This is a genomic window from Stenotrophomonas sp. Nf1, from assembly GCF_003028475.1.
GTDB lineage: Bacteria > Pseudomonadota > Gammaproteobacteria > Xanthomonadales > Xanthomonadaceae > Stenotrophomonas.
Genome location: NZ_PYTV01000001.1, coordinates 434516 through 458312, shown reverse-complemented (window position 1 = coordinate 458312; position 23797 = coordinate 434516). Strand labels below are relative to the sequence as shown.

Here is a 23797-nt window from a genome sequence, read left to right as displayed (position 1 = left end):
TCTTTTACGCGCCGGTAGATCCCCGCCATGCGTGGATGCCTCCCACCGCAACCGTACCCACAAAAAAGGGACGGGGCGCTTCGGCCCCGTCCCCGCAAGTACCGCCACCGGAGAAAACGGTCAGCTGCGTCGTGCGCAAATCACCGCGCGCGGCGGCAGCTGGAGTTCATTGCCCTGCACCGTGCCCGCATCCGGGCCCGGTACCGCCACCTGCTGCCAGTTGCCCGGCGGCAGCGGATGGCTCACCGCCTCGGCCGACAGGTTGAAGGCCAGCAGGAGGGTTTCATCTGCAAGCATACGCTCGAACAGCAGCACTGGCTCGGCGCTTTCGACGAATCGGATGCTGCCGTGCTGCAGCGCCGGTTGGGTGGCCCGCCAGGCCAGGAACGCCCGGAAGGCGGACAGCACCGACGCTGGGGCCGCTTCCTGCACGGACACTGCCGCCGCCCGGTGCTCGGCCGGGATCGGCAGCCACGGCTGGCCCGATGTGAAGCCGGCCAGCGGCGCCTCGGTCCACGGCAGCGGGGTGCGGCAGCCGTCGCGGCCCTTGAAGTTCGGCCAGAACGTGATGCCATACGGGTCCTGCAACGCCTCGAACGGCACCTCGGCCTCGGCCAGGCCCAGTTCCTCGCCCTGGTACAGGCAGACCGAACCGCGCAGCGAGCACAGCAGCGCCACCAGCATCCGCGCCAGGCGCGGATCGGCCGGATGGCCGCCCCAGCGGCTCACCGCCCGCTCCACGTCGTGGTTGGACACCGCCCAGCACGGCCAGCCTTCGGTCATCGCCGCTTCCAGGCGCGAGACCGTGTCGCGGATGTAGGCCGCGCTGTAGTCGTCCACCAGCAGCTCGAAGCTGTAGCCCATGTGCAGGCGGCCATCACGGGTGTACTCGGCGGTGGTGGCCAGCGAGTCCTCCGAGGAGATCTCGCCCAGGCTGACCGCGCCCGGGTACTGGTCCAGCAGCGCGCGCAGGCGCCCCAGGAACGGCAGGTTCTCCGGCTGGGTGTTGTTGTAGTAGTGGTACTGGTAGGCGTACGGATTGTCCGGGCTGAAGCCGCGGCCGAAGCGCTTGTCCGCCGGCTTGGCCGGGTTGTCGCGCAGCTGCGCGTCGTGGAAGCAGAAGTTGATCGCATCCAGGCGGAAGCCGTCGACGCCGCGGTCCAGCCAGAAGCGCACGTTGTCCAGGGTCGCCTGCTGCACCTCCGGGTGATGGAAGTTCAGGTCCGGCTGGTCGACCAGGAAGTTGTGCAGGTAGTACTGCTCACGGCGCGGCTCCCACTGCCAGGCGCAGCCACCGAACAGCGACAGCCAGTTGTTGGGCGGGGTGCCGTCCTCGCGCGGGTCGGCCCACACGTACCAGTCCGCCTTCGGATTGCTGCGGTCCTGGCGGCTCTCGCGGAACCAGGCATGCTCGATCGAGGTATGGCTCAGCACCTGGTCGATCATCACCTTCAGGCCCAGCCCGTGGGCCTTGGCCAGCAGGCGATCGAAGTCATCCAGGGTGCCGAACAACGGGTCGACTTCGCGGTAGTCGGCGATGTCGTAGCCGAAGTCGGCCATGGGCGACTTGAAGAACGGCGAAATCCAGATCGCGTCCACGCCCAGCGCGGCAATGTAGTCCAAGCGTTCGATGATGCCGGGCAGGTCGCCTACCCCATCGCCGTTGGCGTCGAGGAAACTGCGCGGGTAGATCTGGTAGATGACGGCTCCGCGCCACCATGGATAGTGCGACATCGACAGCCCCCCTCCGGGCATGCAGGGCCCACCGGAAGCGGGCCGAAATCCTGTTCCGGCAAGCTTAGCGGTGGCCTTGCGGGCATGGCGCAGCCTGCATACGTATTCACGCAGGCGGCCCGCCGCCGCGGGCCGACCGACCGGGCCGGCACGCTTTGCGCCCGAATTCACGGCCAACGCCTATAATCAGCGGTGAGCCTGAAAGCCTGATCGCATGACCATCACCGAAGACACCCGCCCCGCCCTGGGCCTGCCCCAGATCCAGTCGCTTGCCGCAGCCGACATGGCTGCCGTCGACGCCCTGATCCGGCGCCGGCTGTCCTCGGACGTCGTGCTGATCAACCAGATCGCCGATCACATCATTTCCGCCGGTGGCAAACGCCTGCGCCCGATGCTGGTGATGCTGGCCGGCCGCGCGGTCGGCAACGTCGGCGCGGACCACCACCAGCTGGCCGCGATCATCGAGTTCATCCACACCTCCACCCTGCTGCACGACGACGTGGTGGACGAATCCAGCCTGCGCCGTGGCCGCAGCACCGCCAATGCGCTGTGGGGCAATGCGCCCAGCGTGCTGGTCGGCGACTTCCTGTACTCGCGCAGCTTCCAGCTGATGGTCGAGCTGGAGCGCATGTCGGTGATGCAGATCCTGGCCGATGCCACCAACCGCATCGCCGAGGGTGAGGTGCTGCAGCTGCTGCACGTGCATAACCCGGACACCGACGAAGCCGCCTACCTGCGCGTGATCGAGCGCAAGACCGCGGTGCTGTTTGCCGCCGGCACCCGTCTGGGCGCGCTGGCCAGCGGCGTGGACGAGGCCACCCAGCAGGCCCTGTTCGACTATGGCATGCACCTGGGCTACGCGTTCCAGATCGCCGACGACGTGCTGGACTACTCGGCCAACGCCGACGAGCTGGGCAAGAACCTGGGCGACGATCTGGCCGAAGGCAAGGCGACGCTGCCGCTGATCCACGCCATGGCCCATTCCGACGACGCCACCCGCGAGCGCCTGCGCACCATCGTGCAGGACGGCGATGCCTCGGCGATGCCGGAAGTGCTGGCCGCGATCCGTGCCACCGGCGGCCTGGAGTACAGCCGCGCGCGTGCCGAGGAATACGCCGAAGCGGCCGAGCGTGCGCTTGATGGCCTGGCCGACAACGATGCCGTGGCCGCCCTGCGCGGCCTGGCCCGCTACGCGGTACAGCGCTCGCATTGATGGGGAGGCGTGCCGACCAACGGTCGGCACCCACGGCAATGCCGGTTTGCTGGGTGCCGACCGTTGGTCGGCACTGGAACATCGGTGGGTGCCAACCTTGGTCGGCACTGGAACATCGGTGGGTGCCAACCTTGGTCGGCACTGGAGCATCGGTGGGTGCCGACCGTTGGTCGGCACGCGTTTGTTTACCGGAACCGCTCCTCGAAGAACTCATCCAGCGCCTTCCACGCGCGCTTGGCCGCCCGCTCGTTGTACTGGCAACCCGGCGGGCTGTTGGCATCGCGCTCGGCAAAGCAGTGCACCGCGCCGCTGTAGTTGGTGAACTCCCAATCGACCTTGGCCGCGTCCATTTCCTTCTGGAAACCGGCGATGTCCTCCGCGGTCACGCTCTTGTCGTCGGCGCCGTTGAGCACCAGCACCGACGGGTGCGTGCCCCCGGCCTGTGCCGGCAACGGCGATCCCAATCCGCCATGCAGGCTGACCACAGCGGCCAATGGCGCACCGGCACGGGCCAGTTCCAGCACCGTGGTGCCGCCGAAGCAGAACCCGACCGCGCCGATCCGGCTGGCATCCAGCGGCACCTTGCCGGCCTGCGCCTTGAGCACGTTCACCGCCTCCAGCGCACGTGCGCGCAGCAGCGGCCGGTCATTGCGCAGCTTGGTCGCCACCGGGCCGGCCTCGGCATCGGTCTTCGGCCGCACCCCCTTGCCGTAGACATCGGCCACCAGCACCACGTAATCGTCACCGGCCAGCTGTTTGGCCTTCTCGATGGCCGATTCGTTCACGCCCTTCCAGTTCGGCACCATCACCAAGCCCGGGCGCTTGTCATGCTCGCCATCGTCGTAGACCAGCACGCCGCTGAAGGTCGTGCCCTGGTGTTTCCACTCCACCGGCTGGGTCTTCATCGCCGCCCACGCCGGCATCGCCGCCAGCCCCAGCACCATCGCCACACCGCATCGCCAACGTTTCATGCGCCTGCTCCGCAGAAAAAGGGGACGGAGGGGATTAAGCCGTATTCGCCCCTCCCGCGTCGCATTCTGCCTTGGCGGCGTGACGCAGGTGTGGTGGGATACGACTTAATCCCCTCCGTCCCCTTTTTTGGCATGAACCTTGTCGATCGCTTTCTGTTGGGATTGATCCCGCGCTTGCCCGCCGACGATGCGCCGCAGTGGGCCCTTGTGCAGGGCGCCAGCAGTGGGGACCTGCAGCGCCTGCGCGCGCAGTGGCCGCAGGTGCCGGACAGCCTGCTGGCGTTGCTTGCACGGGTGGATGGCAGCCACTTCCGCGAGTATCCCGGTGGCGAGGTCTGTGTGCTGATGCTGGGCTCGGACGTGGAGGACGGCGGCTACCCGTACTACCTGCGATCGGTGGCGCAGATCTTCGAGGACCAGCAGCAGTGGGACGACAGCATCCGTTCCATCTACGAGGAATGGCTGGATGACGAACCGGAGATCCTCGGCGACGGTATCGATGCCGACCTGCCGATGAACCGCCGCCTGTGCTTCTCGCACTGCATGAACAATGGCGGCACCTCGATGCTGTATCTGGATTTCAATCCGACGCCGGGCGGCACCGTCGGCCAGGTGGTGCGCTACCTGCATGATCCGGACAGCTATGCGGTGATCGCCCCCAGCTTCGATGCGTACCTGCAGCAGCTGATTGATCGCGATTACGCGTTCATCCGGCACGATGATTGAGACCCAGCCGAGCGTGGGCTCGGCTCTACAGTAGATCCATGCCATGCGTGGATGGGTTTCCCCGGGGGTTGCCGGCCAGCGGCCGGCACTACCCGCGTTCGATCCAATGCAACGTGCCCGGCTCGAACGCCACCAGATCCGCCGCCGTCATCTGCGTCCACGACCAACAACGTTCCGGCGGTTTGGCCTGCCGCGCCCCCACCGCGCCGTCGTAGTCACGCACCAGCAGGCCAATGCGCGTGGCGCCGGACCGCAGCAGCGCGTCGATGCGCTGCAGCCACTGGTCGGCATCGCCCAGCGCTTCATCGCGACGCAACTGTAGATCCTGCGCGTGCCGCGCCGTCTGCTCGGCCTGCGCGCGGGCGATCTTGGCCTCACTCCAGCCCTTCTTCCGCCAGCGTTCGGCATCGCCCTTCCATTCCGGGGCCGCACCTGCCGATGCCAGCGCCGTCCCGCAATCGCAGTGCGTGGCACTCAGCCACGGTTGCCATCGGGGTCCGGCCGCCGCCTGCAGGCTGGACGATGCCTGGGCGAACAGACGTCGGCCGCTGCGCTGCATGATCGCGGCGGCCTCATCGTGCGGAAACGACGTCGGCAGGAACAGGGTGATGAAGGTGCACATGCGGGTGTCCGGATGCGTCCGGGGAAGCCCATGGTAATTCCATGGCGGGGTCAGAGCCCTTTCCTGCGGAAAGGGCTCTGACCCCCTCAGCCGCCCCCTCAGGCGATGCCCAGGCCCGGGATCGCGCTGATGCTGTCCGGGTCGAACCCGGCCAGTTCGGCGAAATGGCGGCCACGCGCCACGTAATCGCGGTAGGCACCAAAACTGGGCGCACCCGGCGACAGCAGCACCACCCCGCCCTGCGCACCCAGGGCGGCACGCGCCAGCGCCATCGCCTCGGGCAGATCACCCGCTGGGTGCAGGCCGAAGCGGCCGGCATCGGCCAGCGGCTGCAGCATCGAATGGATGCGCGGGCCGTTGCTGCCCATGGTCACGATCTCCACCGGCGGCACGTCGTGCGCCATGTGCTGCATGAAGTCGGTCCAGTCCAGGCCACGGTCGTGCCCACCGACCAGCAGCGCGATGCGCTGCCCGGCAAAGCACTCCAGCGCGGCCAGGCTGGCATGCGGCGTGGTGCTGATCGAATCGTTGATGTAGGTCAGGCCTTGGGCCACGCCGATGCGCTGCAGGCGGTTGGGCAACGGACGGAACGCCTGCACCGCCGGTGCCAGCGCCACCGCATCCAGGCCCAGCGCTTCCAGCGCGGCCAGCACCGCGCACAGGTTGCCGCGGTTGTGGCGGCCGGGCAGCGGCGTGTTGCGGGTATCGAACACCGCCCGCTCGCCGCGGTGCACGATGTCACCGCGCATGTGCCAGCCCTGCGGCTGGTTGAACCAGACCACCTGGCTGTCGGGCAGCGACAGTGCGGCCAGATGCGGATCAGCCGCGTTGAGCACGGCGATGCGCGGTGCCGCTTCGGTCACCAGCCGCAGTTTGTCCTCGATGTAACGCTGCTCGCTGCCGTGCCAGTCCAGGTGTTCGGGGAACAGGTTCAGCACCACCGCCACCTGCGGATGGGCGCCACTGCGCGCCACTTCACCGGTCTGGTAGCTGGACAGCTCGACAGCCCAGTACTCGGGCGCCGGCTGCGGATCCAGCACTTCCAGCAGCGGCAGGCCGATGTTGCCGACCAGGCCGGTGCGATGGCCAGCCGCGCGCAGCAGGTGCGCGACCAGCGCGGTAGTGGTGCTCTTGCCCTTGGTGCCGGTCACGCACACGGTGTCGTGCACGATGCCATCGGCACCGGCATGTTCAGCGAACCACAGCGCGGTGCCGCCGATGAAGGTGGTGCCCTGCTCCGCCGCCGCCAGCGCGATCGGCTGATAGGGGCTGATGCCGGGCGATTTGATCACCACATCGAACGCCGCCAGTGCCTCGGCCGTAGGCTCGCCGCGCACGTCCAGCCCGCCCTGCGTTTCGGCGCGCGCCGCCTCGGCCTCGGCGGCCGGGCAGAACAGGCTCAGGGCCAGCGAAGGCTGGCGAGCGCGCAGCACGGCAAACGCCGCACGGCCCTCGCGTCCCCAGCCCCACAGCGCTACGCGCTTTCCTTCAAGCTGCGAAATCTTCACGCACCTGTTCCCACAGCGCAGCCGGAATGCGGTGCTCGCCCTGCAGCTGCAGCAGCGGTGCCAGTTCCAGTTCGGCCGCCTCCAGCTGCGGCTGGATCTCGTTGCAGAAGCGCTTCACCAGCACGTCTTCCTTCCACTCCGGGCGCTGCGCCAGGGTCGCCATCGCCGCACGCGATTCGCGGCCTTCGCCGACGCACTCGAACGGCTTGTGGTCCTGGAATTCCAGCAGCGCATCGAAGCCACCGGCCTGTTCGGCATCGTCCAGCAGGTTGCGGCCGAAGATGCGCACCAGGCGGGTCTTGGGCATGAACGGGGCCAGCGCCAGGAACACGAAATGGCACTTCGGGCAGACGCCGCACCAGCGGTTCACCGGGCGCTCGCCCAGGATGTGGAAATTGCGGTTGCAGCTGGAGAAATGCGCGTCGTAGAAATCGGTCTTGGCGAACTGGCGGGCCACCGCCAGCTCGGACATCGGGCGCAGCAGCGAGTAGTACTGCAGATCGGCGGCCACCTGCTGCTGCACGTAGTTGCCGAAGGCCTGCTCGAAGGCCCAGCCCTTGGACCACTGGTGGTTCACTTCACCGGTGCCCGGAATCTGGCTGCCATAGCTGGCCGACCGCTCGTTGGAGAACACCACCTGGTCCACGCCCTGCAGCAGCGCGGCCAGCACCATGATCGCCGAGTTCACCGCAGTGACCGGAATATGGCCGTTCCAGGCGCCCTGGCGGTTCAGCTCGAACAGTTCCGGGGCCAGCGCGCGGCCCAGGTTCAGCGTCGGCAGGCCGGTACGTTCGGCACAGGCGCGGATCAGCTGCGAACCGCCGATCCAGGTCACCGTCTCGTCCACCCCGGCACGGCGCAACGCTTCAATGCTGACCAGCGAATCCTTGCCGCCGCCGATGGCCACCAGCGCATGCGGCTGCAGGCCCAGCACCGGCGCCTGCACTGCCTGGCCCTGCACCGGCAGGCGGAAACGCCCGCGCAGGTTCAGGCCGTTGCGGTAGGCGAATTCGCCCAGACCATTGAGGTAGATCGTTTCCACCAGGGCGGCGGTATCGGCATCGATCGCATAGCTGTCGATGCTGACCGTCTCCGGCACACCCGCCTTGTAGTAGCTGACACCGGCAATCAGGTGCAGCAGCTGCAGCGCGCGCTGCACGGCAGCGGCGCGCGCGTCGTCCAGCACGAACGGTGCGCCGGGCACGGAGATGGTCTCCACCATCTCCGGGCCGTCATCGAAGGCGTAGACCAGCCGGGCCACGCCGGTATCCGCAGCGAATTCGCAGCGGACGAAGCGGAAGCGGGAAACCTGGTGTTTGTCGAAAGCAGTCATGGTGGATCCAGTTCAAGCGCGGTCAGGCACGGCCCGCGCGCTGGCGCGGGGCGTGTCGGTGGGCAGGTGCAGGGCGCGCGAGCGGATCACTCGATCACGTCCTCGCGCGGCAACAGCCGCTGGTTGTAGGTGTTGGCCATCACGTAACCGTAGGCGCCGGCATCGGCGATCAGCATCACATCGTCCGGCGCGGTGGACACCGGCAGCTTGCGGCGCTTGCCGAACACATCGCTGGATTCGCAGATCGGGCCCACCACATCGAACGCCGCTTCGGCGTAACCGCCCTGGCGGCTGAGGTTCTCGATGTCGTGCCAGGCGTCGTAGAGGGCTGGGCGCATCAGCGCGTTCATGCCAGCGTCGAGGCCGACGCGGCGCACGCCGTCCTTCTCCACCACCTGGGTGGCGTGGGTCAGCAGCACACCCGATTCGGCCACCAGGTAACGGCCCGGTTCGATCGCCAGGCGGAACGCCGGGTGCAGCGCCTTGACCTCGGCCAGGCCTTCGGCCCAGGCCTCAAGGTCGAACGGCTCATCCTCGGCGGAATACGGAATCGGCAGGCCGCCGCCAATGTCGATGGTCTGCACGCTGCCGATGCGGCGGGCGAAACCGGCCAGCTCATCGCACATCAGGCGCCAGTGCTGCGCGGTCTCCACGCCGCTGCCCAGGTGCGCATGCAGGCCCACCACGCGGGTACCCAGCTCGGTGGCCGCGCGCACGAACTCGTCCACGCGGGCGATCGGCAGGCCGAACTTGGACTCCTTGCCGCCGGTGCGCACCTTGGCATGGTGGCCTTCACCCCGGCCCAGGTCGACGCGCAGCCACAGTTCGCGGTTGCGGAACAGATCCGGCCAACGCTGCAACGCTTCCACATTGTCGATGGTGACGGTGACGCCGAGCGCGAACGCCGCTTCGTACTCGCTGCGCGGGCAGAAACTGGGGGTGAACAGCACGCGCTTGGGCGACAGTTCCGGCAGATGCTGGAACACGTGCTTCAGCTCGCCGTGCGACACGCACTCCAGGCCGAAGCCTTCGGCCTCCAGCAGCTGCAGGATGGCCGGGTGGCTGTTGGCCTTGATCGCGTAGTAGCGCTGGTCGATCGGCTTGATCGCCGCCAGCGCGCGGGCGCGGGCGCGCACCGTCGGCAGGTGATAGACGTAGCGCGGCGTGCCGGCATCGGCCAGCTGCAGCAGGTGCGCGCGCTGGCCACGCCACCACGGCGTGCCACGCGGGCGCACGCTGCCGGCGATCTCGCGCCAGCGCGGGCCGAACACTTCGGTCTCTTCCACCGGCATCGCGCCGCTGTCGATCAGCTCGGCATGCAGGATCGGCAGCAGGCCATCGGCATCGGCCTCGTCGATGACGAAGGTCAGGTTCAGGTCATTGGACGACTGCGAGATCATGTGCACGCGCTCGCGGCCGAAGGTGGCCCACACGTCCGACAGCTTGTGCAGCAGCGAACGCATGCCCAGGCCCACCAGCGTGATCGCCGCGCACGGCACGATCACCTTGACCTTGCAGATCTGCGACAGGTCGGCCGACAGCGCGGCCAGTACATCGGTGTTGACCAGGTTCTCGGACGGGTCCAGCGACACGGTGACGTTGGTCTCGGCCGAACCGATCAGGTCCACCGACAGGCCGTGCTTCTTGAACAGGCCGAACACATCGGCCAGGAAGCCGACCTGCTGCCACATGCCGATGCCTTCCATCGACACCAGCACGATGCCGTTGCGGCGGCTGATCGCCTTCACGCCCGGCACCGGCGCGGCATTGCCATCGATGCTGGTGCCCGGCAGTTCCGGGCGCTCGGTATCGAGGATGGCCATCGGCACGCCGGCGTCGCGGCACGGCTTGATCGAGCGCGGGTGCAGCACCTTGGCACCGGTGGTGGCGATTTCCTGCGCTTCGTAATAGTCCAGGCGGGTCAGCAGGCGCGCGTCGGGCACGTCCTTCGGGTTGGCGCTGAACATGCCCGGCACATCGGTCCAGATTTCCACGCGGCTGGCGCCGAGCAGTGCACCGAAATACGCCGCCGAGGTATCCGAGCCCCCGCGGCCAAGAATGGCCGTACCGCCATCGGCATGGCGGGAAATGAAGCCCTGGGTGATCAGCAGGCGGGTCGGCTGTGCGCGGAAGCGCTGCATCCACTCCGCATCGGCACGCCACTGGCAGTTCACCGACAGGCGCTGCGACCAGTCGCTCTGGTTCGGCTGCGGCGGCATCGCGTCCAGCCACTGCCGAGCATCCATCCAGCCCATGTCCAGGCCCGAGGCGCGCAGATAGGCCGCGCCCAGCGTGGAGGACAACAGCTCGCCCTGGCCCAGCACTTCGGCCTGCCAGTCCAGCGGACGGCCAGCCGCGCGTGCGTCGTCAAGCAGGCCCTGCAGCGCGGCCAGGCGCTCGGCCAGCACCTCGCGGCCCAGGCCCAGTTCGTCCAGGAAGCCTTCATGGCGTTCGACCAGCGCCGCCACGCGATCACGGCTGTCCGGCGCACCGTCGGCGATCGCGGTCAGTTCATTGGTGACGCCGGACAGTGCCGAAACCACCACCAGCACGCGCGAGCCGGTCTCTTCCGCGCGTTTTTTCGCCAGCTTCCCGATCGTGTCCCAGCGGTGGCGACGCGACACCGAGGTGCCGCCGAACTTCAGTACGATCCAACGATCGACAAGGGGGGAAGCTGACATGGATAGGCTATGTGTAATGTGGGGAAGCCGCCCGTGGGGGCGGAACCTTCGATTCTAAGCCCAATGGACCCGCCGATGGCCGCCTTCCGTTACCTGCAGCTGGATGTCTTCGCCTCCCACCCCGGCAGCGGCAATCCGCTGGGCGTGGTGCTGGGCGCTGACGCGCTGTCCAGCGCCCGCATGCAGGCGCTCGCTGCCTGGCTGAACCTGTCCGAGACAGTGTTCTTCCTGCACCCCAGCGCCCCGGGCGCCGACTATCACATCCGCATCTTCACCCCCGGCAGCGAGCTGCCGTTTGCCGGCCACCCCAGCGTGGGTGCGGCCTGGGCAGCGGTCACCTGCGGCCTGGCCACCCCGCGCGCGGACGGCGCGCTGGTCCAGCAGTGCGCCGCCGGCCTGTTGCCGGTGCGGGTGAGGGGTAACGCCGATGCGCCGACCATCGAACTGGCCAGCCCACCGGCGCGCCAGCTGCCGACCGCGCCCGGCACGGTGCCGGAACCGCTGCTGGCTTTGGCCGCCGCCGGTCATCGGCCGGAACTGTGGGACAACGGCCCGCGCTGGTGGCTGCTGCCGCTGCGCGATGCCGCCGCCGTGCGCGGCCTGGCCCCGGACATGGCAGCGCTGCGTGACTGGACCAATACTACCGGCGCGACCGGTGTTGCCGTGTTCGCCGATGAAGCCGCCGCCGACCACAGCCGCGTGGTGCGCGCGTTCTGCCCGGGCGACGCGGTGAACGTACCTGAGGACCCGGTGACCGGCAGCGCCAATGCGCTGATCGGTGCCTGGCTGCGGCAGCGCCATGCGCTGCCCGGCCGTGAGGGCCGCTACGTGGCCAGCCAGGGCCGCGAGGTCGGCCGCGATGGCCGCGTGCAGGTGCAGATTGATGCGCAGGGCACGGTGTGGATCGGCGGCCAGGTGCAGCCGGTCATCGACGGCCACATCCGCTGGCTGTAGAGCCGAGCCCGCGCTCGGCTGCGGCCCACCGCAGGGCAGCCGAGCACAGGCTCGGCTCCACAACGGCGGGTTAAGCTGCGCGCCACCCGTTCCTGGAGTTTCCCCTATGCCCCCCCGCCGTTTCCTGCAGCTCGATGTGTTCTCCCCGCGCGCCGGCGCTGGCAATCCGCTGGCCGTGGTGCTGGATGCCGAAGGCCTGGACGACGCCGCGATGCAGGCCATCGCCCGCTGGACGCGGCTGCCCGAGACCACCTTCGTGTTCCCGCCGGAGGCGCCCGGCGCCAGCTACCGGCTGCGCATGTTCAGCCCGCAGAAGGAAGTGCCGTTTGCCGGCCATCCCAGCGTCGGCACCGCGCATGCGGTGCTGCAGGCCGGTCTGGCGGTGCCGGTGGACGGCGTGCTGGTGCAGGACGGCATCGCCGGCGCGCTGCCGCTGCGCGTCAGTGGCGAAGGCGCCCAGCAGCGCATCGCCATCCGCACCCCGCGCGCGCAGCTGGCCGAGATCGCCGAGGCCAGCGATCCGCGGCTGCAGGCTGCGCTGAAGGGCTGGCCGCTGGGCCCGCTGCCACCGGCACGCATGCAGGGCGGCCGCAGCTGGTGGGTGGTGCAGGTGGCCGATGAAGCGGCATTGCGCGCGCTGCGCCCGGACTGGGACGCGGTGGCCTCGCTGGCCGAATCGACCGACAGCATGGGCGTGTTCGCCTATACCTTCTGCGATGGCCATGAGGACTTCGACCTGGCGGTACGCGCCTTCGTCGGCAATGGACGCCGCTTCGAGGACGCCGCCTCCGGCGCCGCCAACGCCGTGCTGGCCGCGTGGCTGGACCTGCGCGATGCGCTGCCGCGTGGCCGTGCACCGTTCGAAGTCAGTCAGGGCCGCGAGGTCGGCCATGATGCGCGCCTGACCCTTCTGGTGGATGAGGACGGTGAGGTCTGGTCGGGCGGCCAGGTGCAGACGGTGATTACCGGCACCCTTGATTGGTGATTGCTGCTGGAGGGTAGAGCCGGCCGCTGGCCGGCTGCCACCTTGGCTTCAGCATCCTGCGATTGCCGGCCAGGGGCCGGCACTACCCGCTCAGCCCAACTCGGCCTCCAGGCTGATCGGCACCGCGCTCAATGCCTTGGACACCGGGCAGTTCTGCTTGGCGTCATCGGCGATGGCACGGAACGCGGCCGCGTCGATGCCCGGCACCACCGCTTTCACCTTCAGCCGGATCTGCGACAGTTGCGGCCCCCCTTCCAGCGACAGATCGACCTTGGCCTCGGTATCCAGCGAGGTCGGGGTGAACCCGGCTTCGCCAAGCTTGGCCGACAGCGCCATGGTGAAGCAGCCGGCGTGCGCGGCGGCGATCAGCTCTTCGGGATTGGTGCCCTTTTCCTCACCGAAACGGCTGTTGAAGCCGTAGCGGGTCTTGTCCAGCAGGCCACTCTGCGGCGTGCTCAACTGGCCCTTCCCGGACTTCAGATCGCCTTCCCAGTGCGCGGTGGCGTGTCGTGAGATTCCCATTCGTGCGGCTCCTGCGTGGTGGTGATGAACACTCACCCTCGCACGCGGCGCGTTAGTCCTGCGTCGCTCCGCCGCAGTCAGGGCGTCCGGCGCGCGCGCTGCGGATGGACGTCCGCTCACCAGCCCGCCACATATTTTCCCCTTGTTTTCAGTGGTTTCGCGCATTTCACCCTGCTCCGGGCTGCAGCCGCCGGGCGTGCCCGAGCGCCCCCATCCCCCACCACCGGCCATGTACTGAATCGGCCTGGATATGAAAAAACATGCACTTTCCGCGCTTCGGGCTATTGGCGGCGCCCGAGAGTTGCCCTACATTGCGCTTGCCGACGGGGTTCGGCGCCGACCAAACAACCAACCGTTCACGGAACAGGAAACCATGGCAAAGACCGCTAAGAAGGCTGCCCCGAAGAAGGCAGTGAAGAAAGTCGCGACGAAGGCAGCCGCCAAGCCGGCCGCTCCGAAGCCGATCAAGGAAGTGCTGACCAAGTCGGGCCTGGTTGCACACATCGCTGAAGCGTCCGGCGTTGTCGCCAAGGACGTCCGCGCGGTGCTGGCCTCGCTGGAAGGCGCAGTCGCCTCCTCGGTGCACAAGAAGGGCGCTGGCTCCTTCACCCTGCCGGGCCTGCTGAAGATCACCACCGTCAATGTGCCGGCCAAGCCGAAGCGCAAGGGCATCAACCCGTTCACCAAGGAAGAGCAGTGGTTCGCCGCCAAGCCGGCCACCACCAAGCTGAAGGTGCGCCCGCTGAAGAAGCTGAAGGACGCCGCGCTGTAAGCGCGTACCCTTCTGCTGGTTCGCAACGGGACGGCCTTGGCCGTCCCGTTTTTTTTGCCCGCGCCACGGCTGCGCGGAACCCCGCCGCGCGTGGCTCCATCGGCCGCAACACAGCGTTTCCCGGCCTGCGCCATCCCCTGCTCAGGCCCGCCACTGTTGGCCGCGTCCCACCTGCCGCAGCTGCGGAACGTACCGGGTGGAACACTGCGTGCAGCGCCGGCCGTCGCCGCCGGCCGCTTGCTTGCCTATGGTTGGCACATCCTCCACAGCTACGGCGAGCATCCCCCATGGCCAGCCCCTCCACCCGCTACCGCATCTCGGTGACGCCTATCGAAAAGGACGGGGTGCAGTGCACCGGGCGCTGCACCATCGAACTGGAGCATCGCGCCAGCCGCGACCTGATGCGCCTGCTGGAAGCCGCGCCGCGCACGGCCGGGCTGGGCGGCGACGAACGCGCCACCCTGGTGATCGCAGCACAGCTGCTGCGCGACATCGTGCAACGCCATGCCGGCAGCGAAGGCCACGCACTGGCCGCCGTTGCCGCGCAGACGCTGGCCGCGCTGGACGCGCTGGAGCAACTGCCCTCCTCCCGCTGACGGCCCGGGAATCGATACACTGCCGCCCTTCAGGTTGCCTCGGGGAGGAGGCAGGCATGTACCGTCAACTGCTGCTGGTCGTACCCCTGTTGCTGCTGGGCTGTTCCCGGCCTGCCACCACACAGGACCCTGCGGGCAAACCTGCCACCGCCACCGACGCGGGCAGCGCCACGGCGCGCACTGAAGCCGATCCGCCCGCGCTGCAGGCGCCGGCCATCGCGCCGTTGTTCGCCGCCGTCGATGCCGATGCCGAGCCACCGGCCGCGCTGCTGGACCGCTACGTGATGGCGCTGCTCAACCGCGATCGTGCCACCGCCGACGCCGCCTGGACGTTCCCTCCCAGCGACGACGCCCGTGCCGACGATGCCGCGCTGCGCCAGCTGGAGGGCGTGCGCAGCATGCGCCTGAGCACCGAACTGCCGATCGCCCGCGATGGCCAGCAGCCACCGCGGCTGCTGGAAGTTCCCGTGCAGGTGCGCGCACTCACCGCCAACGGCACCTTCCGCTTCGGCGGCTGGTACCGCGTGCAGCCCAGCGCCGATGGGCGCGCCTGGCAGATCCAGTCGGCGCAACTGCGGCCATCGCTGGACTGAACCGTTGCAACGGCATGCACGCACGATTCAGCCAGCAGGACTACTCTGTCCTTCATCCATTCCGCCATCGGTCACCACCATGCGCCTGCGTTCCCTGATGACCCGCCTCGCCGCGTCCACCGTACTGATCGCCGCGGCGATCGGCGCGCAGGCGGCGCCCTCGATTTCCGGCCGCGAACTGTCGGTCGGCGCCAGCGATGTGCAGCAGTACCTCGACGGCAGCTTCCCGCGCACCCAGGATGCGTTGGGTGGGCTGATCGCGCTGACCATGAGCCACCCGCAACTGAGCCTGCCGGCCGGCGAACGCTTGAACCTGGGCATGGACGTGGCGCTGGCCACCGCCGGCGGCAATCCGGCCAAGCTCGGCACGGTCAAGCTCAGCAGCGGCCTGCGCTACGACGCGCAGACCCAGGGCTTCCACCTGCAGCAGCCGAGCGTGGATGACTTCACCCCGGCCAGCCAGGGCGGCCGCCTCGATTCGCGCACCCGCGGCCTGCTCAACGCCTGGCTGAGCGACTACGCCCAGCGCGAACCGATCTACAAGCTGGACCCGGCCGTGGCCGGGGTGCTGGGCGCCCTGCAGGTGCAGTCGGCGCAGGTCAAGAACGGCAAGCTGGTAGTGACCTTCAACCAGAACCTGGGCAACCTGGTGCCGGCCGGCATCCTCGGCAAATGAGGTAGCGCCGGCCGCTGGCCGGCACCCTTTTCACGTGTGTGCCGGCCAGCGGCCGGCACTACCCGTTGCGGGTCAGCGCTTGGGCTGCAGCATGGTGCCGGTGCACTTGGGCGAGCCGCAACGGCACTCCCAGATCTTCTTCAGCTTCGCGGTGTGGCGCTCGGCCAGCACGATGCCGTAGTTGTAGGTCAGCTCTTCGCCGGCCTTGATATCGCGCAGCGCCTCGATGAACACCTTGTCGCCGCGGCTGTCACCGTCCTCGTCCTCCTCGATCACCGCCTCGCAGTTCGGTTCGCAGCTGTGGTTGATCCAGCGCGCATCGTTGCCCTTGTAGTTGGCATCGATCACCCAGTCGTCATTGAGGGTGAACAGGAAGGTATGACCACTTTCGACATCGCCGCTGTCATCGGCATCGACGTCGCCGTGGCTGCGCAGCAGGCCCTTGTACTGGATCACGCGCTCGCCCTGCTTGATCGGGGCCACGGCGAACACGCCGTTGCCATGGATGGCGGACTTGCGGGCTTGGATCTTCTTCGGCATCGGCACGGGCTGTTTGCAGCGAAAGGAAGGGGGATTCTCGCCCATTCCGGGTGATTGCGAAAATCACCCCGGTAGCGCAGCATGGCGCCCCCGGCAACGGCCCCGGTGTGTGCTCCCGGCCAGGCCCCAGCGCCGGCTGAATACCCGGGTTGGATGGCGGCGAAGAAAAGCGTACAATTTCAGTCCGCTTTAAGAACCACTCGCATCCCCATGTTGCGCGTCACCAAGCTCACCGATTACGCCACCGTCGTGCTGACCGTGCTCGCCGCCCGCCCGGGCGAGGTGCTCAGTGCCACCGAACTGGCCGAATTCACCGGTCTGGAACCGCCCACCGTCAGCAAGGTGCTCAAGCCGCTGGCCCAGGCCGGCCTGGTCGAGGGCCTGCGCGGCGTGCGTGGCGGCTACCGCCTGACCCGCCCGGCCCTCGAGATCTCGCTGTTTGAAGTGGTCGAAGCGATGGAGGGGCCGCTGGCCCTGACCGAATGCAGCCACGACCACCACCAGTGCGGCATGGCGCCCAAGTGCGGCGCGCGCAGCAGCTGGCGGCTGATCAACGACGTGGTATCCGAGGCCCTGCGCGATGTCAGCCTGGCCCAGATCCTGCCCCCCCTTCCCCTTGTCGATGACGAACAGCGCCGCACCATCGCTGTCGACGTCGTCTCCTGATCCGTAGGCAGCCCCCCCATGGCCACCGAAACCATCGAAAACATCGCCCACGACGACACCCCCAACCGCGAGATCCACGAGCAGCTCGGCCGCAAGTATTCGGCCGGCTTCATCACCGAGATCGAATCGGACTCGCTTCCGGCCGGCCTGGACGAGGACACCATCCGTGCCCTGTCGGCCAAGAAGGAAGAGCCGGAGTGGATGACGCAGTGGCGCCTGGACGCCTACCGCCACTTCCTGACCATGCCGATGCCGGACTGGGCCAAGCTGGAGATCGCGCCGATCGACCTGCAGGCGCTCAGCTACTACTCCGCGCCGAAGGGCCCGAAGTACGCCTCGCTGGACGACGTGCCCAAGGAACTGCTCGATACCTACGACAAGCTGGGCGTGCCGCTGCATGAGCGCGCCAAGCTGGCCGGGGTGGCGGTGGATGCGGTGTTCGACTCGGTCTCCGTCGGCACCACCTTCCGCAAGGAGCTGGCCGAGAAGGGCGTGATCTTCTGCTCGATGTCCGAGGCCATCAAGGAGCACCCGGAACTGGTGCGCCAGTACCTGGGCACCGTGGTGCCGGTCGGCGACAACTACTTCGCCGCGCTCAACTCGGCGGTGTTCTCCGACGGCAGCTTCGTGTTCATTCCCAAGGGCGTGCGTTGCCCGATGGAACTGAGCACCTATTTCCGCATCAACGCCGGCCACACCGGCCAGTTCGAGCGCACCCTGATCGTGTGCGAGGACAAGGCCTACGTGTCCTACCTGGAAGGCTGTACCGCGCCGATGCGCGATGAGAACCAGCTGCATGCGGCGGTGGTGGAACTGGTCGCGCTGGAAGATGCGGAGATCAAGTACTCCACCGTGCAGAACTGGTACCCGGGCGACGAGAACGGCGTGGGTGGCATCTACAACTTCGTCACCAAGCGTGCCGAATGCCGCGGCGCGCGCAGCAAGGTCACCTGGACCCAGGTCGAGACCGGCTCGGCGATCACCTGGAAATACCCGTCCTGCGTGCTGCTGGGCGACGATTCGGTGGGCGAATTCCACTCGGTGGCACTGACCCACCACCGCCAGCAGGCCGACACCGGCACCAAGATGATCCACGTCGGCAAGCGTACCAAGAGCAAGATCGTCAGCAAGGGCATCAGCGCCGGCCGCGGCCAGAACACCTACCGTGGCCTGGTCAAGGTGGACCGCAATGCCGATGGCGCGCGCAACTACACCCAGTGCGATTCGCTGCTGATCGGCAAGCAGTGCGGTGCCCACACCTTCCCCTACATCGAGGTGAAGAACCCGGGCGCCACCGTCGAGCACGAGGCCACCACCTCGAAGATTTCCGACGACCAGCTGTTCTACTGCCGCGCCCGTGGCATCAGCCAGGAAGACGCGGTGTCGATGATCGTCGACGGCTTCTGCAAGCAGGTGTTCCGCGAACTGCCGATGGAATTCGCAGTGGAAGCCAAGAAGCTGCTGGAAGTCTCGCTGGAAGGTTCGGTGGGCTGATCGCCCGCCCCCTGCCCCCTCGCAAACGCATTCTCTTTACCGGCGGGCCACGGCCCGCCACACGGAAACCCCCACCATGCTGAAGATCGAAAACCTCCACGCCCGCATCGGCGACAAGGAAATCCTCAAGGGCCTGTCGCTGGACGTGAAGCCCGGCCAGGTGCACGCCATCATGGGCCCCAACGGCGCCGGCAAGTCCACCCTGGGCAATGTCCTGGCCGGCCGTGACGGCTATGAAGTGACCGAGGGCAGCGTGCAGTTCGACGGTGTGGACCTGCTCGACCAGGACCCGGAAGCGCGCGCCGCGGCCGGCCTGTTCCTGGCGTTCCAGTACCCGGTGGAAATCCCGGGCGTGAACAACACCTACTTCCTGCGGGCCGCACTGAACGCGCAGCGCAAGGCGCGTGGCGAAGACGAACTGGATTCCATGCAGTTCCTCAAGCTGGTACGCCAGAAGCTGGCCGTGCTGCACCTGAAGGACGAGCTGCTGCACCGTGGCGTCAATGAAGGCTTCTCCGGTGGCGAGAAGAAGCGCAACGAAATCTTCCAGCTGGCCGTGCTGGAGCCGAAGCTGGCGATCCTGGACGAGACCGATTCGGGCCTGGACATCGACGCGCTGAAGAGCGTGGCCGACGGCGTCAACGCACTGCGTGCCGCCGACCGCTCGTTCCTGGTCATCACCCATTACCAGCGCCTGCTGGACTACATCAAGCCGGACGTGGTGCACGTGCTGGCCGACGGCCGCATCGTCAAGACCGGCGGCCCGGAACTGGCGCTGGAACTGGAAGCGCACGGCTACGATTTCCTCAAGGATCGCGTGGTGCGCGAGGCGGCGGTCTGATGAGCGCGCTGCTCGACTCGATGGCCCAGGCCTTCTGCGGCAGCGATGCGCGCCGCGAAGTGCTCGACGCGGCCCTGCGTGACGGCCTGCCGGCCGCCCGCAACGAAGCCTGGAAGTACACCTCGCTGCGCCAGCTGGAGCGCCGTGCGTTCGCCGCCGCACCGCTGGCCCCGCCGGGACTGGATGCCGCGCTGCTGGAGGACATCCCGGCGCCGCGCCTGGTGTTCGTCAACGGCCGCCTGGATGCCGCGCTGAGCGATGTGCAGGCACTGCCGGCCGGCGTGCAGTTGCAGCCGCTGTCGGCTGCGCTGGCGGCCGGCGAGGACGCCGTGCGTTTCCTCGGTCGCCGCTACGAGCGCAGTGAGGAGATCTTCGCCCGCCTCAATGCCGCACTGGCCGATGAAGGCGTGGTGCTGCGTGTCGACGAAGACGTCCAGGTCGAAACGCCGCTGCAACTGGTGTTCGCCAGCGTCGCCGGTGATACCGACCTGGCCTGGCACCATCGCCACCTGATCGAACTGCGTGCCGGCGCCAGCCTGGGCGTGGTCGAGCACCGCTTCAGCGTGGGCGATTCGGCGCACCTGGACAACACCGTGCTGCACGCCCATGTCGCCCGCGATGCCGTGCTCAAGCATGCCCGCGTGCAGGCTGGCAGCGCGCGCCAGACCAGCTTCCTGCGTACCGACGCGGTGCTGGCACGCGATGCGCAGTACCACCGTGTCGATCTGGAACTGGGCGCCGCGCTCAGCCGCCACGAATTGAACGTGCGTCTGGAAGGCGACAACGCCCAGCTGACCGCCAATGGCGTGCTGCTCGGCACTGGCCGCCGCCACGTCGAGACCCGCCTGGGTATCGACCACATCGCCCGCGATACGAGCTGCGAACTGCTGTGGCGCGGCGTCGCCGCCAACCGCAGCCGCGTGGTGTTCCATGGTGGCATCCAGATCCGCGAAGGCGCCGACGGCACCGATGCGAACCTGTCCAACAAGAACCTGCTGCTGTCGGCCGATGCCGAGATCGACACCCAGCCGACGCTGGTGATCGATGCCGATGAAGTGAAGGCCGCACACGGTGCGACCGTCGGCCAGCTCGATGCCAATGCGCTGTTCTATCTGCGCTCGCGTGGCCTTCCGCAGGCCCAGGCGCAGGCGCTGCTGAGTGCCGCGTTCTGCCACGAGCCGCTGAAGGTGCTGCCCGACGCGCTGCGCGAGCAGCTGGCACGCCGCCTGGACAAGGCCCTGGCCGAGGCGGGTGTGGCATGAACCTGTCCACCCCGCGCCCGATCGAAACCCCCAGCGGCGCCCCCGACTGGGACCGCGTCCGCCTCGACTTCCCGCTGCTGATGCGCGAAGTGCACGGCAAGCCGCTGGTCTATTTCGACAATGCCAACACCGGCCAGAAGCCGGTGCAGGTGATCGGCGCGGTGGACGAGTTCTACCGCCGCTACAACGCCAACGTCAGCCGCGCCGTGCATGCGCTGGGCAGCGAAGCCACCGACGCCTACGAAGGTGCACGCAACAAGCTGGCGCGTTTCCTCAACGTGCGCCCCAGCGACCTGGTGCTGTGCAGTGGTACCACCTTCGCCATCAATCTGGTGGCGTATTCGTGGGCCCTGCCGCGGTTGAAGGCCGGTGACGTGATCCTGGTTTCGCGCATGGAGCACCACGCCAACATCGTGCCGTGGCAGCTGGTCGCGCAGCGCACAGGCGCCACCATCCGCGTGGCCGAGATCACCCCCGATGGCGCGCTGGACCTGGATGCGCTGCGTGCGGCGATGACCCCCGAGGTCAAGCTGCTCGCCGTCACCCATGTGTCCAATGTGCTGGGCACGGTCAACCCGGTGCGCGAGATCTGCCGCGAAGCGCGCAAGCGCGGCATCATCACCGTGGTCGATGGCTCGCAGGCAGTGCCGCACCGCAAGGTCGACGTCGCCGCGATCGGCTGCGACTTCTACGCCATCACCGGCCACAAGATGTGCGGCCCGACCGGTACCGGTGCGCTGTGGGCGCGCCGCGAGCACCTGGACGCGATGCCGCCGTTCCTCGGCGGTGGCGAGATGATCAAGGAAGTGAGCTTCGACGGCACCGTGTTCAACGATGCCCCGCACAAGTTCGAAGCCGGCACCCCGAACATCGCCGGCTTCATCGGCCTGGGCGTGGCCGCCGACTACCTGCAGCAGCTGGGCCAGGACAACGTGGAAGCGCGCGAAGCCGAACTGCTGGCGCACTTCACCGAAGAACTGCGCCGGGTTGACGGCCTGCGCATCATCGGCGAAGCGCCGGAGAAGGCAGCGGTGGTCTCGTTCCTGATCGACGGCGCGCATGCGCACGATCTGGCCACCCTGCTCGACCTGGAAGGCGTGGCCGTGCGCTCGGGCCAGCACTGCGCGCACCCGCTGCTGCAGTACTTCGGTGTGGCGGCCACCTGCCGTGCCTCGCTGGCGTTCTACAACACCCACGCCGAGATCGAGCGCTTCATGACCGCGCTGACCAAGGTACGCAAGCTGCTGGGCTGAGCCGGAACAGCGGGGTCAGATCCCTTTCGCCCCGCGAAAGGGATCTGACCCCACCTCCGCATAACACCTGCGCCACCCGGCACACCGGGGTCAGATCCCTTTCGCTCCGCGAAAGGGATCTGACCCCATCAGCGAACCGGCCAACCGTCGCTGTGACTGCAATGCTTGCCGGATCGCCGCCACATCCGCGGCAGGAATACCCTCCTCGATGAACGCCGCATAGCGCCTGCGCCGTTCATCCAGATCCAAGGCAATCAGCTCGAATGCCGAATGCGGCTTGAGCAGCGCATTCGGCCTGCCGTGCGCATTCGCCCGATAGCTCGACCAGCGATAGTCCCCTGGGCGCGCCACCCTCCCCGCACGGACAGGGTTGAGCTCGATGTAACGCTGGCAGGCCAGCAGATAGCGATCCGTATCGACCAGCGTCGAGTGGAAACGCCCCTCCCACAGGGTTCCCGTGCGGCCCTGCCGATCATTCACCCGCCGCACGTAGGTCCGGCTCACGGCCTGCATCATCCGCGACAGCCCGCCGGAGACATCAGGGGTCGCCAGCAGATGAACGTGATTGTCCATCAGCACATACGCGTGGACCCGGCAGTGCTGCTGGTCCGCGTGCTGACACAGCAGGCGCAGGTAGGCCACGTGGTCGCCATCGGTGAAGAACACGGGCTGGCGATTGTTGCCACGTTGAACAACATGTTGCGGGTAACCGGGCGCATCGATGCGTGGTGGCCTTGGCATGGGTGTCTCCTGGGAACAGGGGTCAGAGCCCTTCGCTGCGCAAAGGGATCTGACCCCGAGCATCTGCCGGCTCTGCGCCCGTGACAGTCGGTCCATGGCCTGGCGTTGGGTCAGTAGACGCCGGGGTCAGATCCCTTTCGCATCGCGAAAGGGCTCTGACCCCACGCTGCTCCCCCATTTGCGCCCGCCCACCGCCCACCTAGAATGGGCCGATGAGCACCCTGACCTTCCGCGCCGCCACGTCGGCCGACATCCCCGCCCTGATCACCCTGGTCACCTCGGCCTACCGAGGCGACGCCAGCCGCGTCGGCTGGACCACCGAAGCCGACCTGCTGGACGGCGCCCGCATCGACGCCGAAGGCATCCAGGGCGACCTCGACCGCCCGCGCTCCACCATCCTGCTGGCCGAACGCGAGGGCCAACTGGTGGCCTGCGCCCACGTCGCCGATGTCGACGGCAAGGGCTACTTCGGCATGTTCTCGGTCGACCCGGCCCAGCAGGGCGGCGGCGTCGGCAAGCAGCTGATGGACGCGGCCGAAGCGCACGCCGCGCGCGAATGGAACGTGCCGGTGATGCAGATGACGGTGATCGACGTGCGTGACGAACTGATCGCCTTCTACGAGCGCCGCGGCTACCGCCGCACCGGCATCAAGAAGCCGTTCCCGTACGGCGACGAACGCTTCGGCATTCCCAAGCGCGACGACCTGCGCTTCGAGATTCTGGAAAAGCCGCTGGCCGGAGCCGCCGCGTGAGCGATACCTGGACCTTCGTCTGTGCCGGCAACGAGCTGCTGCCGGGTGAAATGAAGAGCGTGTTCGACGAAGTGACCGGCACCCCGATCGTGGTGTTCAACCTCGACGGCGAGCTGTACGCACTGGAGGACCAGTGCACGCATGAAGAGTTCGAACTATCCTCGGGCGAGTTCAACACGGCCGAAGGCAGCGTGGAGTGCGTGCTGCACGGCGCGCGCTTCGACGTGCGCGATGGCCGCGCCCTGTGCGCCCCGGCCTATACCCCGGTGCCCAAGTTCCCGGTCAAGCGCGAGCACGACGCGGTCTGGACCCGCGACGACCGCGATTGAGGCAGCGCTCGGCCTACAGGGATCGCTCTCGGA

24 protein-coding genes are annotated in these 23797 nt (G+C 68.0%); 15 read left to right on the top strand and 9 right to left on the bottom strand.

The window, feature by feature from the left end; all coding sequences use genetic code 11:
• Positions 1 to 120: 120 nt before the first annotated feature.
• Positions 121 to 1734 carry an alpha-glucosidase gene (locus tag C9412_RS02275; RefSeq protein ID WP_107230127.1) on the bottom strand — a complete coding sequence of 538 codons (1614 nt, stop codon included), beginning with the start codon at positions 1732 to 1734 and terminating at the stop codon, positions 121 to 123.
• Positions 1735 to 1948: 214 nt separating this feature from the next.
• Here C9412_RS02275 and C9412_RS02270 point away from each other — a divergent pair, with 214 nt between their 5' ends.
• Positions 1949 to 2947 carry a polyprenyl synthetase family protein gene (locus tag C9412_RS02270; RefSeq protein WP_106549274.1) on the top strand — a complete coding sequence of 333 codons (999 nt, stop codon included), beginning with the start codon at positions 1949 to 1951 and terminating at the stop codon, positions 2945 to 2947.
• Between the two features lie 185 nt (positions 2948 to 3132).
• Here the strand turns inward: C9412_RS02270 and C9412_RS02265 are convergent, their stop codons facing one another.
• Positions 3133 to 3918 carry a dienelactone hydrolase family protein gene (locus C9412_RS02265; protein WP_107230126.1) on the bottom strand — a complete coding sequence of 262 codons (786 nt, stop codon included), beginning with the start codon at positions 3916 to 3918 and terminating at the stop codon, positions 3133 to 3135.
• A 132-nt stretch (positions 3919 to 4050) separates the two neighbouring features.
• Between C9412_RS02265 and C9412_RS02260 the strand changes: the two genes are divergently transcribed.
• Positions 4051 to 4644: an SMI1/KNR4 family protein gene (locus C9412_RS02260; RefSeq protein ID WP_107230125.1), complete on the top strand. Its 594-nt coding sequence runs from the start codon at positions 4051 to 4053 to the stop codon at positions 4642 to 4644.
• 88 nt (positions 4645 to 4732) lie between these two features.
• On the opposite strand, the gene C9412_RS02255 is transcribed toward C9412_RS02260, so the two are convergent.
• The 4 genes from C9412_RS02255 to C9412_RS02240 form a co-directional block, all read right to left on the bottom strand.
• Positions 4733 to 5266, bottom strand: a complete 534-nt coding sequence (locus C9412_RS02255) for a hypothetical protein (RefSeq protein WP_107230124.1) — start codon at positions 5264 to 5266, stop codon at positions 4733 to 4735.
• A gap of 98 nt (positions 5267 to 5364) precedes the next feature.
• Positions 5365 to 6774 carry a UDP-N-acetylmuramoyl-L-alanine--D-glutamate ligase gene (gene murD, locus C9412_RS02250; RefSeq protein ID WP_107230123.1) on the bottom strand — a complete coding sequence of 470 codons (1410 nt, stop codon included), beginning with the start codon at positions 6772 to 6774 and terminating at the stop codon, positions 5365 to 5367.
• Entirely contained in the window at positions 6755 to 8107 is a 1353-nt protein-coding gene (gene murL / locus C9412_RS02245) for a UDP-N-acetyl-alpha-D-muramoyl-L-alanyl-L-glutamate epimerase (protein ID WP_107230122.1), read from the bottom strand. The genes murD and murL overlap by 20 nt, the downstream gene beginning before the upstream one ends.
• Before the next feature lie 86 nt (positions 8108 to 8193).
• On the bottom strand, positions 8194 to 10788 hold the full coding sequence (locus C9412_RS02240) for a bifunctional aspartate kinase/diaminopimelate decarboxylase (protein WP_107230121.1): 2595 nt from the start codon (positions 10786 to 10788) through the stop codon (positions 8194 to 8196).
• Between the two features lie 75 nt (positions 10789 to 10863).
• Between C9412_RS02240 and C9412_RS02235 the strand changes: the two genes are divergently transcribed.
• Together C9412_RS02235 and C9412_RS02230 are read left to right on the top strand one after the other, a co-directional pair.
• On the top strand, positions 10864 to 11742 hold the full coding sequence (locus C9412_RS02235) for a PhzF family phenazine biosynthesis protein (RefSeq protein WP_107230120.1): 879 nt from the start codon (positions 10864 to 10866) through the stop codon (positions 11740 to 11742).
• Between the two features lie 106 nt (positions 11743 to 11848).
• The gene (locus C9412_RS02230) at positions 11849 to 12727 is read left to right on the top strand and encodes a PhzF family phenazine biosynthesis protein (RefSeq protein WP_107230119.1); all 879 of its coding nucleotides are present in this window, start codon (positions 11849 to 11851) and stop codon (positions 12725 to 12727) included.
• Between the two features lie 90 nt (positions 12728 to 12817).
• Here the strand turns inward: C9412_RS02230 and C9412_RS02225 are convergent, their stop codons facing one another.
• A complete protein-coding gene (locus C9412_RS02225; RefSeq protein ID WP_107230118.1) occupies positions 12818 to 13249 on the bottom strand; it encodes an OsmC family protein in 432 nt (143 codons plus the stop codon).
• A 373-nt stretch (positions 13250 to 13622) separates the two neighbouring features.
• Here C9412_RS02225 and C9412_RS02220 point away from each other — a divergent pair, with 373 nt between their 5' ends.
• The 4 genes from C9412_RS02220 (at position 13623) to C9412_RS02205 (ending at position 15886) form a co-directional block, all read left to right on the top strand.
• Positions 13623 to 14021, top strand: coding sequence for an HU family DNA-binding protein (locus tag C9412_RS02220; protein WP_053516661.1), 399 nt, complete (start codon positions 13623 to 13625; stop codon positions 14019 to 14021).
• 287 nt (positions 14022 to 14308) lie between these two features.
• Positions 14309 to 14617, top strand: a complete 309-nt coding sequence (locus C9412_RS02215; protein WP_107230117.1) for a DUF3861 family protein — start codon at positions 14309 to 14311, stop codon at positions 14615 to 14617.
• Positions 14618 to 14673: 56 nt separating this feature from the next.
• The gene (locus C9412_RS02210) at positions 14674 to 15210 is read left to right on the top strand and encodes a hypothetical protein (protein WP_107230116.1); all 537 of its coding nucleotides are present in this window, start codon (positions 14674 to 14676) and stop codon (positions 15208 to 15210) included.
• A 79-nt stretch (positions 15211 to 15289) separates the two neighbouring features.
• Positions 15290 to 15886, top strand: a complete 597-nt coding sequence (locus C9412_RS02205; RefSeq protein ID WP_107230115.1) for a DUF1439 domain-containing protein — start codon at positions 15290 to 15292, stop codon at positions 15884 to 15886.
• Positions 15887 to 15958: 72 nt separating this feature from the next.
• Here C9412_RS02205 and C9412_RS02200 read toward each other — a convergent pair whose 3' ends face one another.
• Complete coding sequence (locus tag C9412_RS02200; protein WP_107230114.1) at positions 15959 to 16426, bottom strand: SET domain-containing protein-lysine N-methyltransferase; 468 nt, start codon at positions 16424 to 16426, stop codon at positions 15959 to 15961.
• 210 nt (positions 16427 to 16636) lie between these two features.
• Here C9412_RS02200 and C9412_RS02195 point away from each other — a divergent pair, with 210 nt between their 5' ends.
• The 5 genes from C9412_RS02195 to C9412_RS02175 all read left to right on the top strand — a co-directional run bounded on the left by C9412_RS02195 (position 16637) and on the right by C9412_RS02175 (position 21942).
• Positions 16637 to 17092 carry an SUF system Fe-S cluster assembly regulator gene (locus C9412_RS02195; protein ID WP_107230113.1) on the top strand — a complete coding sequence of 152 codons (456 nt, stop codon included), beginning with the start codon at positions 16637 to 16639 and terminating at the stop codon, positions 17090 to 17092.
• An 18-nt stretch (positions 17093 to 17110) separates the two neighbouring features.
• Complete coding sequence (gene sufB / locus C9412_RS02190; RefSeq protein ID WP_107230112.1) at positions 17111 to 18586, top strand: Fe-S cluster assembly protein SufB; 1476 nt, start codon at positions 17111 to 17113, stop codon at positions 18584 to 18586.
• A gap of 76 nt (positions 18587 to 18662) precedes the next feature.
• On the top strand, positions 18663 to 19427 hold the full coding sequence (gene sufC, locus C9412_RS02185) for a Fe-S cluster assembly ATPase SufC (RefSeq protein ID WP_107230111.1): 765 nt from the start codon (positions 18663 to 18665) through the stop codon (positions 19425 to 19427).
• A complete protein-coding gene (gene sufD / locus C9412_RS02180) occupies positions 19427 to 20689 on the top strand; it encodes a Fe-S cluster assembly protein SufD (protein WP_107230110.1) in 1263 nt (420 codons plus the stop codon). Before sufC ends, sufD begins: the two co-directional genes overlap by 1 nt.
• Positions 20686 to 21942 (top strand): cysteine desulfurase, encoded by a 1257-nt coding sequence (locus C9412_RS02175; protein WP_106549258.1) that lies wholly within the window; start codon positions 20686 to 20688, stop codon positions 21940 to 21942. The genes sufD and C9412_RS02175 overlap by 4 nt, the downstream gene beginning before the upstream one ends.
• 90 nt (positions 21943 to 22032) lie before the next feature.
• Here C9412_RS02175 and C9412_RS02170 read toward each other — a convergent pair whose 3' ends face one another.
• Positions 22033 to 22683, bottom strand: a complete 651-nt coding sequence (locus tag C9412_RS02170; RefSeq protein ID WP_107230109.1) for a transposase — start codon at positions 22681 to 22683, stop codon at positions 22033 to 22035.
• 212 nt (positions 22684 to 22895) lie between these two features.
• On the opposite strand from C9412_RS02170, the gene C9412_RS02165 reads away from it, so the two are divergent.
• Together C9412_RS02165 and C9412_RS02160 are read left to right on the top strand one after the other, a co-directional pair.
• Complete coding sequence (locus tag C9412_RS02165) at positions 22896 to 23435, top strand: GNAT family N-acetyltransferase (RefSeq protein WP_107230108.1); 540 nt, start codon at positions 22896 to 22898, stop codon at positions 23433 to 23435.
• The gene (locus C9412_RS02160; protein ID WP_061479221.1) at positions 23432 to 23764 is read left to right on the top strand and encodes a non-heme iron oxygenase ferredoxin subunit; all 333 of its coding nucleotides are present in this window, start codon (positions 23432 to 23434) and stop codon (positions 23762 to 23764) included. The genes C9412_RS02165 and C9412_RS02160 overlap by 4 nt, the downstream gene beginning before the upstream one ends.
• The last annotated feature ends 33 nt before the right edge of the window (positions 23765 to 23797 follow it).

Coding starts and splice junctions, on each gene's coding strand:
- C9412_RS02195 (WP_107230113.1), top strand. CDS start 16,637: ATGTTGCGCGTCACCAAGCTCACCGATTACGCCACCGTCGTGCTGACC.
- C9412_RS02255 (WP_107230124.1), bottom strand. CDS start 5,266: ATGTGCACCTTCATCACCCTGTTCCTGCCGACGTCGTTTCCGCACGAT.
- C9412_RS02260 (WP_107230125.1), top strand. CDS start 4,051: ATGAACCTTGTCGATCGCTTTCTGTTGGGATTGATCCCGCGCTTGCCC.
- C9412_RS02270 (WP_106549274.1), top strand. CDS start 1,949: ATGACCATCACCGAAGACACCCGCCCCGCCCTGGGCCTGCCCCAGATC.
- sufC (WP_107230111.1), top strand. CDS start 18,663: ATGCTGAAGATCGAAAACCTCCACGCCCGCATCGGCGACAAGGAAATC.
- C9412_RS02165 (WP_107230108.1), top strand. CDS start 22,896: ATGAGCACCCTGACCTTCCGCGCCGCCACGTCGGCCGACATCCCCGCC.
- C9412_RS02240 (WP_107230121.1), bottom strand. CDS start 10,788: ATGTCAGCTTCCCCCCTTGTCGATCGTTGGATCGTACTGAAGTTCGGC.
- C9412_RS02170 (WP_107230109.1), bottom strand. CDS start 22,683: ATGCCAAGGCCACCACGCATCGATGCGCCCGGTTACCCGCAACATGTT.
- C9412_RS02200 (WP_107230114.1), bottom strand. CDS start 16,426: ATGCCGAAGAAGATCCAAGCCCGCAAGTCCGCCATCCATGGCAACGGC.
- C9412_RS02225 (WP_107230118.1), bottom strand. CDS start 13,249: ATGGGAATCTCACGACACGCCACCGCGCACTGGGAAGGCGATCTGAAG.
- C9412_RS02220 (WP_053516661.1), top strand. CDS start 13,623: ATGGCAAAGACCGCTAAGAAGGCTGCCCCGAAGAAGGCAGTGAAGAAA.
- sufD (WP_107230110.1), top strand. CDS start 19,427: ATGAGCGCGCTGCTCGACTCGATGGCCCAGGCCTTCTGCGGCAGCGAT.
- sufB (WP_107230112.1), top strand. CDS start 17,111: ATGGCCACCGAAACCATCGAAAACATCGCCCACGACGACACCCCCAAC.
- C9412_RS02210 (WP_107230116.1), top strand. CDS start 14,674: ATGTACCGTCAACTGCTGCTGGTCGTACCCCTGTTGCTGCTGGGCTGT.
- C9412_RS02230 (WP_107230119.1), top strand. CDS start 11,849: ATGCCCCCCCGCCGTTTCCTGCAGCTCGATGTGTTCTCCCCGCGCGCC.
- C9412_RS02275 (WP_107230127.1), bottom strand. CDS start 1,734: ATGTCGCACTATCCATGGTGGCGCGGAGCCGTCATCTACCAGATCTAC.
- C9412_RS02215 (WP_107230117.1), top strand. CDS start 14,309: ATGGCCAGCCCCTCCACCCGCTACCGCATCTCGGTGACGCCTATCGAA.
- C9412_RS02205 (WP_107230115.1), top strand. CDS start 15,290: ATGCGCCTGCGTTCCCTGATGACCCGCCTCGCCGCGTCCACCGTACTG.
- C9412_RS02235 (WP_107230120.1), top strand. CDS start 10,864: ATGGCCGCCTTCCGTTACCTGCAGCTGGATGTCTTCGCCTCCCACCCC.
- C9412_RS02265 (WP_107230126.1), bottom strand. CDS start 3,918: ATGAAACGTTGGCGATGCGGTGTGGCGATGGTGCTGGGGCTGGCGGCG.
- murL (WP_107230122.1), bottom strand. CDS start 8,107: ATGACTGCTTTCGACAAACACCAGGTTTCCCGCTTCCGCTTCGTCCGC.
- C9412_RS02175 (WP_106549258.1), top strand. CDS start 20,686: ATGAACCTGTCCACCCCGCGCCCGATCGAAACCCCCAGCGGCGCCCCC.